The organism is Pelotomaculum sp. PtaB.Bin117 (genome assembly GCF_002067195.1).
Taxonomy (GTDB): domain Bacteria; phylum Bacillota; class Desulfotomaculia; order Desulfotomaculales; family Pelotomaculaceae; genus Pelotomaculum_D; species Pelotomaculum_D terephthalicicum.
The window spans coordinates 1-13918 of sequence record NZ_MVQM01000090.1; the positions used below are offsets into that span (position 1 = coordinate 1).

Genomic DNA, 13918 nt, shown 5'->3' on the forward strand with positions numbered 1-13918 from the left:
TATCGATCTGGCCAGGGAAATAGCTGAAAGGCTTTTGTCGGCCCAGTTGTCTCTTGAGCCGGAAATTGTCTGTAACGTGGCCATGGAGTCGCTTCGCCTGGTTGCGGACAGGCTCCAAGTGGTTCTGTATATAAACCCGTCGGAACTGGCGCTGTATGAAAAAAGGAAAGAAGAGATGAGAGGTTTGCTGCCGGCGAAGGCGGAGCTTCAAGTGATTACTGACGCTTCGATTAAGCCGGGCGGGTGCAAGGTCGAGACTGAGAATGGACGGGTGGACGCTACTATGGAAACGCGGCGGGAAGCGTTGATGAAGGCTCTTTATGGTGAGGAGGGCTAGTTTGTGGAGAGTGCTCCGATAGACCTGTCGGTATGGAAGTCTCGCATAAAAGAAGCCAATTTGCTAAAATTGACCGGCAGGGTGACCCGTGTAATCGGGCTCACTGTCGAAGTGCAGGGAATTAACTCCCCCATCGGAGAGGTTTGCGGGATTAATGTGCCGGGTGAACCTGAGCCGGTCCGGGCTGAAGTGGTAGGTTTCCGTGATGGAAGCACACTGCTGATGCCGCTTGGCGAACTCAGGGGGATTTACCAGGGTTGCAGCGTTATTCCCACAGGCAAGCCGTTTTATGTTAAAGTGGGGGAACAACTGCTCGGCAGGGTATTGGACGGTCTGGGGCATCCCTTGGACGGTCTGGGCCCCCTGAACGGGCTTGGTGAAGAATATCCGGTGGACAACCGTCCGCCCAACCCGCTAATGAGAAAACGTATATCCGAGGTGCTGTCAACCGGGGTGCGGGTGGTGGACGCGTTTCTTACCTGTGGCCGGGGGCAGCGTATCGGCATATTCTCCGGCAGCGGGGTCGGAAAAAGTACTTTATTGGGAATGATATCACGGTACAGCAACGCCGACGTTAATGTTATCGCCTTGATTGGGGAGCGTGGCCGTGAGGTATTGGATTTTATCGAGACCGACCTTGGCCCGGAAGGCTTGGCCCGCTCGGTGGTTGTGGTGGCGACATCGGAGCAGCCTGCTTTGGTGCGTCTGAAAGGAGCCTTTGTTGCTTGCGCTATTGCTGAATATTTCCGGAACCAGGCTAAGGACGTGCTATTGATGATGGATTCGGTGACCAGGTTTGCCATGGCCCAGCGCGAGGTTGGCTTGGCTATTGGAGAGCCGCCGGCGACAAAGGGCTATACCCCCTCAGTGTTCGCGCTGCTGCCCCGGCTTCTTGAACGGCCGGGCATGTCCGACACCGGTTCAATTACAGCTTTTTTTACCGTGCTTGTAGACGGGGATGATTTGAACGAGCCGATTTCCGACGCGGTGCGCGGCATCCTGGACGGGCACATTGTGCTGTCCCGCTCGCTGGCCGCGGCCAACCATTACCCGGCTGTGGATGTGCTGAACAGTGTCAGCCGTCTGATGCCCGACATTACCACGGAGGAGCACCGGGCGCAGGCCGGGAAGTTGCGTGACTGGCTGGCGGCTTACCGCCAGGCGGAAGACTTGATCAATATTGGTGCTTACGTGGCGGGCTCGAACCCGCGCGTTGACGAGGCTATTGCTTCGTACCAGGGAATTGTTGATTTTTTGAAGCAGGGTATGCACGAGCATAATGACTACGACGACACATTAAACAGACTAAGTGCAATAGCCCATAGAAAGAGGTGATCAAGCATCATTAAGTTTCATTTTCAGCTTGAGCCGGTGCTGCAGCACCGGGCTGCAAAAGAAGTATCAGCGGAGCAGGCCCTGGCCATGGCTCATCACGAATATAACCGGCGGCTGGCAATGCTCGAGGATACCAGACAGCGGCTGGAGGCAGCTTTTGATGTGGCTGAAGAAGATGTGGATGTTTTGGGGGCAGCGTATTTATCCTTTTACCGGGCATCATTAAACACGAAAATTGACATACAAAAAAAGGCTGTCGACAATGCCAGCCTTGTTGTTGAGGGTAAGCGCAATGCCGCTGTCCAGGCTAGACAGGAGCGGCAGGTCATTGAGATGCTAAAGGATAAGTGTTATATGAATTACAAGCGCGAGGTAGCTGCAATGGAGCAAAAAGAAATTGATGAACTGGCACTTTATGCGCACCAGCGCCGGATGGATAACTTTTAAGCATTATTTGTTGAATAATTAGTTCATTAAGATGACAAGGTATTGATACCAAAGAGAGGTGCTTTTTCGTGAAACAAAAAATTTGTGGAATTTTGTTGGTTTCGTTAATCGCCGTTGCTCTTTTCTCAGGTGGTTTATCCGGGATCTCTGTGGCCGAGGGCGTGTATTTGCCGATTCCAGGTTCTGGTGTGTCTGAATATGTGTATAATTCAACAGCTATAACAAAAGGTTGGACCAAACTCAGCGCCATAAATAAAAATGTTGAGATTAACTTTGGCAAAGACAATTACTTGTTATTTAATAATACCCCTAGCGGCACCGGTATAGGTGTTTTTGTCAGGGATCAATCGGAACAGCCGACTAACGACAGTACTAATTGGAACGGTTGCTTTGCTCAGTCACTCCATAACCCCGTCAGTAGTCCGCCTGTAAAAACAGATTATCTTAGCCATACAAACGATTGGATAGTAACGCCTATTTCGCCGGTTTACACGATAGTCCCATCCAGCTCGCTTCCCGCCGATGGCTCGGGATATAGTTTTGTCTCACCTTCTGCAATAACCTTGAAATACAGCAGCAACATATCCGATCTATATGATACAGTGAGCGTGCTTTACCGCGTCTATGACAACTCCGCATGGGAAGTCTTGCCTGGATTGGTGAACACCAGTTCAAAAACTGTAACAGCCACTTTCGCTAAGGATGGTTTCGGCAGCTACTGCGTGGCCAACATGGACAGTAATTTCAGCGATTTCAACGTCGCCAGCGTAGCTTGGTCACAACAATATGTCCAGTCATTATGGAACAAGGGGATCATGAGCCAGACTGGATCTGGTGGGTACTTCGGGTTGGTGGATGCCACCGCAGCCCATACTGAATACAATACAACACGTGCCGAGTTCGCTTCCATGCTGGTAAAAGGTTTGAGGCTGCCACTGGCAGGTCTGCAGAGTAACATGTTTTCCGATATTGGTGCCCTGTCCTTGTCTGTAGATGGTATCAATTATGATTACTTCTACCCGAAATGGCGTGAATATGCTTGTACGGCGGCAAATTATGGATTGTTCAACGGCATTAGAAATGGTGCAACGCTGGAGTTCCAGCCTGATCAGCCTGTAACGCGCGAACAGGCGGCAGCATTGATTACCCGTGCTCTAAATCTCAAGGTTGATTATGTTGAAAAAGACGATGACAAGGTTTTGGCCGCTTTAACGAAATTGTATGAAGATGCCTCTTCTATTAGTGTTTGGGCAAGGCCTTATGTCCTTGCTGTTTCGAAGGCAAAGTACATGTCAGGCGAACCGATCACCGGGACAAAGAAATACAACTTTGATCCGGCAGGCGACATTACCCGTGCTGAAACTGCAAAAATTATACAAAAGTTGCTAAAGAGCAAAAAGCTTATCTAATAGTGTAATCTCTTTGGATAATGAAAGACCTGTAATAAAAATTACTAAAGAAAGGAGGTGAAAAAGTGCAAATAGCGGTTGTCAATAATGTGGCGGTTTCACAGAAAGGAAACGGATCATTTTCTCAGGATCAAGCGGTTGCCGGCGGGTTTGACATGGCCATGGCTGCTGTGCTGGCGCTGCTCGGTCCCCAGTCTCCCGGGACAAGCCAGGCTTCGAAAGGTTCCGGTAGTGATACAGCTATTAACACCGATAATACCCGTATTACCGGGACTGGTAATGGTGGTTTTATTGACCTGCCGATAGTCTCCGGTGAATTGCCGGGAAATTTGTTGATAATAAATCAAGTTTCTTCACAACAAGTAGCACAGTTAGCTGGTGCCGAAGTGGCGGGTGTTGCCGTTGGAGATGCAGGGCAAATACCCGTGCCGGCAGTACTCCCGGACACAATTGGGTCAATAACTGAAACTACTCAGACAATTGCGGTCAATACCCCATCTGGGGGATCAAATGATCAATCGCCGAATCTTACCGGACAAACAATACAGGCAACTATCCCATCAAAAGTTGGACAAAAGGGGATTCAATCTGACCTGGCTATGATTACCGATAAAGACATCGCAGCGCAGCAGCCGGGGGACGCGGCTAAAGAACTATTTCCTGTCGCCGGTAAAAGTATTGTGACAACTGTGGCGGTTTCTCAAACAGGTAATGCGGCTGGCGATCTGGCAGTATTTGGGGATAGTTCGGATGTCCAAAATATACAATCCGATACTGTTTTGTTCGTACTGTCACCCGGAGTAACTGGTGTTGCCGATCCTCCTGCTAAGGACGGAACAGGTCAGACTTTACAGAATGTGTCTGGCTCTAAGAACACAAACCTAGTAGTTAACGACTCTAACGCGGATGGAGAAAGAAAGGATCTTACTTCAGGGGTGACTGGTGTTACTGATCCTCTCGTTAAAACAGGAACGGGTCAGGCTTTGCAAAATGTACCTGATGCAAAATACGCAAACGTAGTCGGCAGTGAGGGCAAAGCCGGTGAGATGAAGAATGTTGCTTCAAGCACGACGGTGGTGGAAGGACTCCAGTTAACCACTGAAAAGAAAGTTGTCACTGTTGTTTCGGAAAACGCTGTAATGAAACCGGATGTTGGGAATCAGTCCGGAGTTATGGTAGCGGAACAAAAGCGCAATCCGGAATTCGCCTATCAGGGTGGTAATGAAAACAAACTGACGAACAGCAAGCAAAAGGTAGTACAAGCTAATGATGAGAACAAAGATATAATAGCTAACAGTACGGTTGTGATAAATAAAGTTGAGTCTGGCAATGAATTGGGCACAAGCAATACGACCGATAATAGCGCTCAATTTTCTGCGCAGGTTTCCACTGAAAGCCTTAAGGCCGTACCATTGTCCGGTTTAAGAGATAGGGTGCTACAAGAAATCAGGCATGTATATTACAACACAGGCGACGGCGACCGGCAGACACAAGTTCAGCTAAAGCTTGAGCCTGAGCAGTTGGGACAACTTACAATCAAGCTTTATTTTCATAAAGGTGAACTGAACGCCCACTTCTACACGGCAAACAATAATGTGAAGGATGTCCTGGAGGGTTCAATGCAGCAGTTGAGGGACTCCCTCAGCCGGCAAGACTTGAAGCTGAATGAAGCGTCTGTGTTTGTCGGCAACGGCAACCAGAACAACTCAAATCCTTATTATGAGGGAAGGAGCCAGAGCGGCACAGCTGTTTACGGTATTAATAACTACCGTTCAGGCGGCGGCGATATTCAGGTGGAAACTCCGAAGACTGGTAAGATTGAAACATCTTCCTGGCAGGTTAACTATTTAGTATAATTAGGATGTGATATTATGGCAGTAAGTTCAACTTCATCTGCAACTTCAGCCACTAACGACTACCAGTATTCAGCGAGTAATAAAACTAGAACTGTGGCTAAGAATCTTGATAAGAATGCGTTTCTTCAGTTGTTAGTTACCCAGCTAAAAAACCAGGATCCTTCCAGTCCGCAGGATTCAAGTCAATTCGTAGCACAAATGGCTCAGTTTAGCATGCTCGAACAGCTTACTAATTTAAATGATGAAATCACCAAGTTAAAACTCTCGCAGGATATGAGTCAGGCTTCGGCGCTAATCGGGCACCAGGTAAAAATAACTTCTGTTAGTACCGATAGTAACGGTAATTCCACCAATAGTGAAGTTTCCGGGCAGGTGGAAAAAGTTACTGTTACAGATGATACTGTACAAGTGTACGTTAACGGAACAGCTTATGGGTTGGATAAGGTGACTGAAGTCAAGTAGGAGTGATACGAATGAGCCGGGACATAAATTCTATCCTGCCTGTAACGCCGCTTCCGGTCATGCCGGCAAGTGGGGGCGGGCAGTCGCCCCGAGCGAGCAATAAGTCTTCTTTTCAGGAAGCAGTCCGGAAAGAACTTGAAAAAGGCCAGGAAATAAAGATTTCCGCTCATGCTGAAAAGCGTCTAAAAGAAAGAAATATCGTTCTTGCTCAGGATGATCTGGAGCGGATTAATACGGCCGTAAAACAGGCTGAGTCGAAAGGTTCCCGTGAGTCGCTGATTATTTACGGTGATCTGGCATTAATCACAAGTGTGCGCAACAAGACGATAGTAACAGCCATGGAAGGCGGCATGACGGCAGACCATGTTTTTACCAATATAGACAGCGCCGTGATTATACGGCAAACAAGCGCGTAATGGCAAACCAAAAATTCACAGCCGGCCCGAAAGGAGGCTGTGTAGCCGCTGAACGACTGAGGCGGTTGACAAAAAAAGGAGGATTATAATGATTAGATCTCTTTTTTCCGGCGCTTCGGGTATGAAAAATCACCAGACAAGAATGGACGTTATCGGCAACAACATCGCCAACGTAAATACAACCGGCTTTAAAGGAAGCCGGGCAAATTTCCAGGACATTCTCTATCAGACGGTGCGTTATGCGAGCGCCGCGGGAACTACTGCCGCAGGGACAAATGTTGGTGGGGTCAGCCCTTCGCAAGTCGGCTTGGGTGTGATGGTTTCAAGTATCACCAATAACACTGGCCAAGGGGGTCTGCAGAACACCGGCCGTTCTCTTGACCTTGGTATCAACGGGAACGGCTGGTATATACTGTCGACTGACGGTACGGCTGTAACTGGCGATACTGTCGGTAAGCTGAATGAGAGATTTTCCAGAGAAGGAATATTTTACGTTGATAATTTAGGCAATCTGGTCAATTCAAACGGCTATTATCTTTGTGATACCAGCGGTAATTCAATCAATTTAGGCACCGCCGGGATTGCGACCATAACTGTTTCAAAAGACGGGGTTATTTCCGGAAAAGATCTTCAGGGCAATGATCTTCCAACGGCTACAATCGGTTTGGCAATGTTTCCCAACCAGGATGGCCTGGAACGGGATGGGCAAAACACATATAAAATTTCTCAAACCAGCGGTTTTATCACAGATGTCGGTGGAATCGGAACACCCAACGCCAATGGCTACGGCACTATAAATTCCGGCTTCCTGGAAATGTCCAATGTGGACCTAACCGACGAGTTTACCTCCTTGATTACCACCCAGCGGGGCTACCAGGCCAATGCGAGGACAGTCACGACTTCCGACCAGATTTTGGAGGAATTGTTGAACATCAAGCGGTAGATTAGCTATCTCTATTTCCTTTGTCTGTAATACCTTATTGGCAGTAATGCACATTTTGTTTTAATAGTTATATAGAATCCAAGAAAAGTAGGTGTGGCCGTGCCGAAGGACAGTGAAAAACCTCAGGGAAAAGAAAACAAAAAAGATAAACCTAAAAAGAAAAAATTACTACTGATTTTGCTCATAGTCCTGGTGGTTTTGGCCGGTTCTGCGGCCGGCTGGTATTTCTTTTTTAAGAGTCCGGCCGGGGATAGTGCGGTGGTAAAGAAAGCCAGTAGTGTGGAAGAAAAAAAAGCGCCTGAAAAAAACCCAAAGGCGGCAGAAACACTAAATGAAAAACTGGATCTGGGCGAGGTAGTGGTTAATCTTGCCGGTAATGGAGGGGGGCACTACCTCAGGGTTAAGGTTGTTCTAGAGTATCCTAAGGATAATAAAAACCTGGCCAAGGAATTAAAAGACAAGCAGCATCAGGTAATGGATACTCTAATTGCCACTTTGCGTACAAAAACGCTTACTGACGTTACTTCCGCCAGTTCGGTCGAGAATCTTAAAAAAAGCTTGCTTACAGAGATCAACAATATTTTGAAAACCGGAGATATTAACGGGATATTTTTCACGGATTTTCTGGTCCAGTAGGAGGAAGCGCTTTGATGACCGAGGAAGAAATCAAGTCTCTTCTAGGCGGCCCGAAAAAAGGCGAGGTTGAAATTAGAAAAGTACAATTTCCTTCACTAAAACCGGTAGCAGGAATGGAAAATCTGAGAACAAGCCTGTCTCACCTTGATGATGTTCACATCGAGGTAAGTGTTGAGCTGGGTCAGGGGGAGCTTAAGTTGAGGGAATTACTGGGCCTGGAGGAAGGTTCTGTGATCAGGCTTGATAAGGCTGTCGGTGAAGCGGTTGAGGTGAACATAAACCAGCAAAGGTTTGCCAAAGGAGAAGTAATTGTTGTTAATGACGTGTTTAACGTCCGGATCAATGCCATCAACAAGGCTCAAAATTTAAAACTTTCAGAGGGCTTGATATGAGTAGTGAGCTGATCTGGGCTGTGGTACGATTGCTGGTTGCTCTGCCGCTGGTTCTTTTTCTGGTCTACCTGGTATTGAAGTATGGTCTTGCCCGGCGTTATGCGGTAGTTACGGGCAAGAGCCGGATGAAGCTGCTAGAGCAGCTTCCACTTGGGCCAAAAACGGTGTTGAGCCTGGTCGGTCTTGGGGATAAGTATTATCTGCTGGCCCATCAGGACAACTCAATTCATTTAATCAAGGAACTCGATGAATTGCCCTTGCAGGAAAAGATTGCAGTTGATGACATTGTAGAGTTAACTCCCCGGGCCATTAAAGAAATCGATCAAAGCCGGGTTACCGGTGAGACTGGGGAAACAGGACTGAATCCCGGCCGTTTGAAAAAGGAAAAAAATATTTTCGCGGCAAGTCTGGCTGTTCTGGACAAGCTGCGCTCACCGGGTGTTTCCCTCAATGGCGGCGGCTTGTGGCATGATAATAAACAGGATATGTAATGGTGAAATGAGTGAAAAGCTTGAGGGTTAAACTCACGGTCCTTCTCTTACTATTAGCAGTGATATTAGTCCTTACCACGGAAGCGGCGGCCGCGCCGCTTCCGGCTGTTGACCTGAACGTTCACCCTTCTGACAGCCCGGAGCAGGTGGTCGACAGTGTCAAGCTCCTTGTCCTGTTGACGTTGTTATCACTGGCGCCTGCCTTCCTGATGATGATGACTTCATTCACCAGGATCGTGATTGTTCTTTCGCTGTTGCGTACAGCCCTGGGTGTGCCTTTGATTCCAAGCAATCAGGTTATTATAGGCCTGGCTTTGTTTCTAACAGCTTTTATCATGGCGCCGACATACAAACAAATAAACGATGAAGCGCTGCAACCTTACTTAAATAACCAGGTTGGCCAGCAAGAGGCGCAAGAACTGGCGGCAAAGCCTTTGCAGAGTTTTATGATCAGGCAGACCAGGGAAAAGGATCTTGGGTTGTTTATCAATCTGGCAAAGATAGAAAAACCGGAGAAGCCTGAAGATGTGCCTTTATATGTGGTAATACCCGCGTTTGTTATTAGTGAATTGAAAACGGCGTTTGAAATTGGGTTTTTGCTTTTTATACCTTTCCTGGTTATTGATATGGTTGTGGCCAGCATCTTGATGGCAATGGGTATGTTTATGCTTCCGCCGGTGATGATTGCGCTGCCATTCAAACTGCTTCTTTTTGTAATGGTAGACGGTTGGTCACTGGTCGTTAAATCTCTGATGGAAAGCTTCCGGTGAGGAGGGAAAATTATTGAGCCAAACCTTTGTGGTTCACCTGGCGCGTGAAGCTTTGTTTATGGTTTTGCTCCTCGCGGGACCTTCTATGGCTGTGGCGCTTTTGATCGGTCTGATGATCAGTGTTCTCCAGGCCACCACCCAGATTCAGGACCAAATGTTAAATATGGTGCCGAAAATCGTTGGTATGTTTATAACCTTGCTGCTGCTGGGTTCCTGGATGCTTGAAAGTGTGATCAACTACACAACGAATCTCTTTGCCCAGATACCTAACTTATTACATTAACCGGGGTGTTGATACTTGCCCGATATAAACCAGCTGTTAGCCTTTTTCTTGGTGTTTTTAAGGGTTGCAGCCTTCATGATATCCGGGCCGCTTTTTGGTTTTAGGGGCATACCGCCGCTTTTTAAAGTTGGATTTCCCCTGGCGTTGGCTGTTGTTCTATTTCCTACAGCCACCACAAACCTGGCGACACTGCCCGGGGGAGCCTGGGGGTACGGACTGGCGGCCATCAGCGAAAGTGGAGTTGGCCTTTTGTTAGGTATGACGGTTACAATTATTTTAAACAGTATCCGGATGGCCGGCCAGATGATTGATATCCAGATTGGCTATTCGATGGCTAATTTAGTTGACCCGATGAACGGGGTGCAGAACACGCTGCTTGCCCAGTACATGTACCTGCTGGCGCTGATGCTCTTTCTGATTATGGACGGCCATTATACCCTAATCATGGGCTTGGCTAAAAGCTACCAGCTTGTGCCGTTAAGCGCGGCCGCCCTGAACGGCAGTGTGCCGTCCGTTTTAATCAAAACATTTTCCGGGGCGTTTACCATTGCTCTACAAGTGAGTGCGCCTGTTCTGGCGGTTTTGTTAATAAGTGATCTGGCCCTTGGCTTTTTATCCCGTACCACGCCTCAGATCAATGTGTTTCTAACTGGTTTTCTCGTTAAAATAGTAGTCGGTCTGTTGACTTTGAGCTTTTTAATCCCACTGCTCGGGACTGTCTTTCATTCATTGATAAACATGATCGAAAGAGATTTATATTCGTTGATGAAAGTGTTGATCTAAATGGCGGGCAGCGCACAGGAAAAAACAGAACAGGCGACACCCAAGCGTTTGGAGGAAGCGCGGCGAAAAGGGCAAGTATCGAAGAGTGTCGATTTGACCGGTGCTTTGTGTCTGATGGCGATAGTGGTTTTGCTTTTTGCTATAAAAGACTCTTTTTTTCAGGATCTGCAACGTTACCTAACCGGTTATTTTGGTCAAGTCGGCCGTCATTACGGTTCAAATTACAACCCTATGTTGTCAATTACCGATGCGGTGATGTTTTCCTTGAAAGTGCTTGCTCCTTTTTTTGGAGTGGCTTTGATGGTGGTGATAGCCTCCAACGTGGCTCAAGTCGGATTTCTTTTCTCCACTGAGGCGTTGCGGCCCAAACTTGATTCATTCAACCCGCTGTCAGGCTTGCAGCGTATGTTTTCCCGCCGTAGCCTGGTTGAATTGGTCAAGTCGGTTTTAAAGTTTTCAATTATTGGCGGGGTTACCTATCAATTAATCAGAAAAAATCTGGATAGTCTTCTGGTTCTGTTTAACTGCACACCATGGGGAATTTACCAGGTGATCGTCGGGTTTATTATTAAAGTAGCCTTCTGGGGGGGGCTGTGTTACCTGGTGCTGTCTTTGCTTGATTATATGTACCAGCGCTATGAATACAACAAAAACTTGATGATGAGCAAGCAAGAGGTTAAAGATGAATTTAAACAGATGGAAGGCGACCAGCAGATCAAGTCCAGACGGCGGGAAGTCCACCGTAGTATTTCAATGAGCCGGATTGCCAAGGAAGTGCCTCAGGCCACGGTGGTAGTGACCAACCCTACCCGACTGGCGGTCGCCCTGCGCTATGAACAGGGCGAGATGGCGGCGCCCCGTCTGGTAGCCAAAGGCGCCGGGCATTTTGCCTCGCGGATCAAAGAAATTGCCAGGAGAAATGCTGTCCCGGTCATTGAGAATAAAGAAGTGGCGCAGTTTATTTATCAAAACGTTGAAATTGACCAGGAAATACCGCTGGAGATTTACCAGGCGGTGGCGCAAATCCTGGCCATGGTTTACCGGCTGAAAGCCAAAGAAAACTACCGTACTTATTAAGTAGTCAGTAGTCAGTATTCAGTAGTCAGTATTCAGTAGTCGACTACTGACTAGTAGCAATTCTTAATTGCAAAGCGGAGGATAACGAGATGGCTTCTCCAACTCCCCTGCCTGTAACGGCCATGGCATATATTAAAAAGAGCAGCGACCTGATTATCGCCGGGCTGATTGTCGGGATCATCCTGTTGATTATCATTCCGCTGAAACCGGGTTTTCTTGATATTTTGCTTACTTTGAGTATGACAATGGGGCTGGTGATTCTATTAATCACTATGTTCACTATCGAGCCCCTGCAGTTTTCCGTTTTCCCTTCGCTCTTGCTGGTGACTACTCTTTACCGGTTGGCGTTGAATATTTCATCAACCCGTTTAATACTAGGCAGCGCCGCGGCCGGCAAGGTGATTGCGGCCTTTGGAGAGTTCGTGGTTGGCGGCAGCTATGTGGTGGGGATGGTGGTATTTATTATTATTACTGTTATCCAGTTCGTGGTGATCACCAACGGCGCGGGCAGGGTGGCGGAAGTCGCCGCGCGGTTTACTCTGGATGCCATGCCCGGCAAGCAAATGAGTATCGACGCAGAGTTCAACGCGGGCATGATTAACGAGGTTGAGGCGCGGGACAGGCGGAAACGCCTGCAGCGGGAGGCGGATTTCTTCGGGGCGATGGACGGAGCCAGCAAGTTTGTACGTGGCGACGCCATTGCCGGTATTATCATTATTATTATTAACATTCTGGGCGGCCTGATCATTGGTATGGTTCAGAAGAATATGTCTTTTCTTCAAGCGCTGCAGACATATACATTATTGACAATCGGTGAGGGGCTGGTAGCCCAGATACCGGCGCTCCTGATATCAACCGCTACTGGTATTCTGGTCACCAGGGCCACTTCTGACGCCAGTTTCGGTAAAGACCTGTCGAGCCAGTTTTTAAATTTCCCAAAAGTATTGATAGTGGCCACTTTTATCTTATTTATGATTGGCCTTGTTCCGGCCATGCCCCACATACTGTTTCTTTCTCTGGCGGGTACTACCGGGTACTTGGCGTACAGCATGATCCGGACAGAGCAGAAGAAAACAGCGGCCAAGCAGGAGCAGATGGCGCGGCAGAGCCGGGAACAGAAGAAAGAGCCGGAAAATGTATTCGCTTATTTTCAGGTCGATACAATGGAAATAGAGATTGGTTATAACCTGATCCTGTTGACTGACGAGGGACAAGGCGGTGACCTGCTGCACCGTTTGGCGGCTGTCAGGCGCCAGTGTGCCGGGGAAATGGGGATTTACGTCCGCCCGATCCGGATCAGGGATAATCTTCAACTTAACCCTAACGCCTACTCTTTTAAGTTGCGTGGTATTGAAATCGCCGCCGGCGAGTTGATGCCCGGGCAATTTCTGGCCATGGACCCGCTTGGGCAGGAGTTGGATGTCAAGGGAACGCCAACCACTGAGCCGACTTTTGGACTGCCGGCGTGGTGGGTGTCTGCCGAGGACCGCGACCAGATGGAACTGGCCGGGTTTACCGTTGTTGACTGTGCTACGGTCCTGGTTACCCATTTGACCGAGATTGTTAAAAGACACGCGCACGAACTGCTGGGCAGGCAGGAAGTGAAAGAACTGCTGGATGTCGTTAAAGAAAAAAATTCTGTTGTGGTTGAGGAACTGGTTCCTGACTTGATGACCATGGGTGAAGTGCAGAAAATCTTGCAAAATCTACTAAAAGAAAGAGTGCCGATAAAGGATTTGGCCGGCATTCTCGAAGCGTTGGCGGACGGTGCCAGAATCAGCAAGGACCCCGACTACCTGACGGAATGTACGCGTCAAGCGCTGGCCAGGACTATTTGCAGCCAGTATACTGGAGCGGACTCATCAAAAATAGCGGTGGTCACTTTACATCCCAGATTGGAGCAGGCTGTTGCCGACTCCATCGAACAGACTCAGATGGGTGCTTATCCTGTTTTGGACCCGCAAGTTGCCAGGCAGGTTTTAAATAAGTTGAAGGAAACGGTAGATAACCTCACCATGCGTGGATTTCCTCCGGTGGTTCTTTGTTCGTCAAAGGTGCGCCTGCCGTTTCGCAGGCTGACGGAGAGGTTTCTGCCAAACCTGGCAGTGCTTTCGATGAATGAAATTGCCCCGCATGTAGAAGTTGAAGCTGTAGGGACGGTGATATTTGATTGAAAATCAAACGTTATGTAGTCAGGGAAATGCAGGAGGCTATCAGGTTAATTAAGCAGGACTTAGGTCCGGAAGCGGTGATTGTCAGCAGTTACAAGGTGCCTGCCAAA

Annotated in this window: 16 protein-coding genes; all 16 read left to right on the top strand. The window is 48.2% G+C overall.

Translation table 11 applies throughout. The features are described 5' to 3' along the window. Positions 1-337 (top strand): FliH/SctL family protein (locus tag A4E54_RS05920; RefSeq protein WP_286724999.1); only part of this gene is annotated, 337 nt, incomplete at its 5' end. A gap of 3 nt (positions 338-340) precedes the next feature. Then, positions 341-1672: a flagellar protein export ATPase FliI gene (gene fliI / locus A4E54_RS05925; RefSeq protein ID WP_286725001.1), complete on the top strand. Its 1332-nt coding sequence runs from the start codon at positions 341-343 to the stop codon at positions 1670-1672. Positions 1673-1681: 9 nt separating this feature from the next. Next, positions 1682-2119 (top strand): flagellar export protein FliJ, encoded by a 438-nt coding sequence (gene fliJ / locus A4E54_RS05930; RefSeq protein WP_286725029.1) that lies wholly within the window; start codon positions 1682-1684, stop codon positions 2117-2119. Positions 2120-2187: 68 nt separating this feature from the next. Then, positions 2188-3528, top strand: a complete 1341-nt coding sequence (locus tag A4E54_RS05935; RefSeq protein WP_286725003.1) for an S-layer homology domain-containing protein — start codon at positions 2188-2190, stop codon at positions 3526-3528. Between the two features lie 65 nt (positions 3529-3593). Next, a complete protein-coding gene (locus A4E54_RS05940) occupies positions 3594-5384 on the top strand; it encodes a flagellar hook-length control protein FliK (RefSeq protein WP_286725005.1) in 1791 nt (596 codons plus the stop codon). Positions 5385-5399: 15 nt separating this feature from the next. Beyond that, entirely contained in the window at positions 5400-5846 is a 447-nt protein-coding gene (locus tag A4E54_RS05945; protein WP_286725006.1) for a flagellar hook assembly protein FlgD, read from the top strand. 11 nt (positions 5847-5857) lie between these two features. Beyond that, entirely contained in the window at positions 5858-6262 is a 405-nt protein-coding gene (locus A4E54_RS05950; protein WP_286725008.1) for a TIGR02530 family flagellar biosynthesis protein, read from the top strand. Between the two features lie 88 nt (positions 6263-6350). Further along, positions 6351-7205 carry a flagellar hook-basal body complex protein gene (locus A4E54_RS05955; protein ID WP_286725010.1) on the top strand — a complete coding sequence of 285 codons (855 nt, stop codon included), beginning with the start codon at positions 6351-6353 and terminating at the stop codon, positions 7203-7205. A gap of 99 nt (positions 7206-7304) precedes the next feature. Beyond that, the gene (locus tag A4E54_RS05960) at positions 7305-7841 is read left to right on the top strand and encodes a flagellar basal body-associated FliL family protein (protein WP_286725012.1); all 537 of its coding nucleotides are present in this window, start codon (positions 7305-7307) and stop codon (positions 7839-7841) included. A gap of 14 nt (positions 7842-7855) precedes the next feature. After that, the gene (locus tag A4E54_RS05965; RefSeq protein WP_286725014.1) at positions 7856-8233 is read left to right on the top strand and encodes a FliM/FliN family flagellar motor switch protein; all 378 of its coding nucleotides are present in this window, start codon (positions 7856-7858) and stop codon (positions 8231-8233) included. Next, positions 8230-8724 (top strand): flagellar biosynthetic protein FliO, encoded by a 495-nt coding sequence (gene fliO / locus A4E54_RS05970; RefSeq protein WP_286725016.1) that lies wholly within the window; start codon positions 8230-8232, stop codon positions 8722-8724. Before A4E54_RS05965 ends, fliO begins: the two co-directional genes overlap by 4 nt. 11 nt (positions 8725-8735) lie before the next feature. After that, entirely contained in the window at positions 8736-9494 is a 759-nt protein-coding gene (gene fliP / locus A4E54_RS05975) for a flagellar type III secretion system pore protein FliP (RefSeq protein WP_502687925.1), read from the top strand. Positions 9495-9507: 13 nt separating this feature from the next. Next, a complete protein-coding gene (fliQ, locus tag A4E54_RS05980) occupies positions 9508-9777 on the top strand; it encodes a flagellar biosynthesis protein FliQ (protein WP_286725020.1) in 270 nt (89 codons plus the stop codon). 15 nt (positions 9778-9792) lie between these two features. Further along, on the top strand, positions 9793-10560 hold the full coding sequence (gene fliR / locus A4E54_RS05985; RefSeq protein WP_286725022.1) for a flagellar biosynthetic protein FliR: 768 nt from the start codon (positions 9793-9795) through the stop codon (positions 10558-10560). Beyond that, positions 10561-11637, top strand: coding sequence for a flagellar biosynthesis protein FlhB (flhB, locus tag A4E54_RS05990; protein WP_286725024.1), 1077 nt, complete (start codon positions 10561-10563; stop codon positions 11635-11637). Positions 11638-11726: 89 nt separating this feature from the next. Beyond that, positions 11727-13811 carry a flagellar biosynthesis protein FlhA gene (flhA, locus tag A4E54_RS05995; RefSeq protein WP_286725026.1) on the top strand — a complete coding sequence of 695 codons (2085 nt, stop codon included), beginning with the start codon at positions 11727-11729 and terminating at the stop codon, positions 13809-13811. Positions 13812-13918: the final 107 nt, after the last annotated feature.

What these genes read in the sequence shown, in the direction of transcription:
- fliO (WP_286725016.1), top strand. Translation starts at nt 8,230, where the DNA reads ATGAGTAGTGAGCTGATCTGGGCTGTGGTACGATTGCTGGTTGCTCTG.
- A4E54_RS05945 (WP_286725006.1), top strand. Translation starts at nt 5,400, where the DNA reads ATGGCAGTAAGTTCAACTTCATCTGCAACTTCAGCCACTAACGACTAC.
- flhB (WP_286725024.1), top strand. Translation starts at nt 10,561, where the DNA reads ATGGCGGGCAGCGCACAGGAAAAAACAGAACAGGCGACACCCAAGCGT.
- A4E54_RS05955 (WP_286725010.1), top strand. Translation starts at nt 6,351, where the DNA reads ATGATTAGATCTCTTTTTTCCGGCGCTTCGGGTATGAAAAATCACCAG.
- A4E54_RS05965 (WP_286725014.1), top strand. Translation starts at nt 7,856, where the DNA reads ATGACCGAGGAAGAAATCAAGTCTCTTCTAGGCGGCCCGAAAAAAGGC.
- flhA (WP_286725026.1), top strand. Translation starts at nt 11,727, where the DNA reads ATGGCTTCTCCAACTCCCCTGCCTGTAACGGCCATGGCATATATTAAA.
- A4E54_RS05950 (WP_286725008.1), top strand. Translation starts at nt 5,858, where the DNA reads ATGAGCCGGGACATAAATTCTATCCTGCCTGTAACGCCGCTTCCGGTC.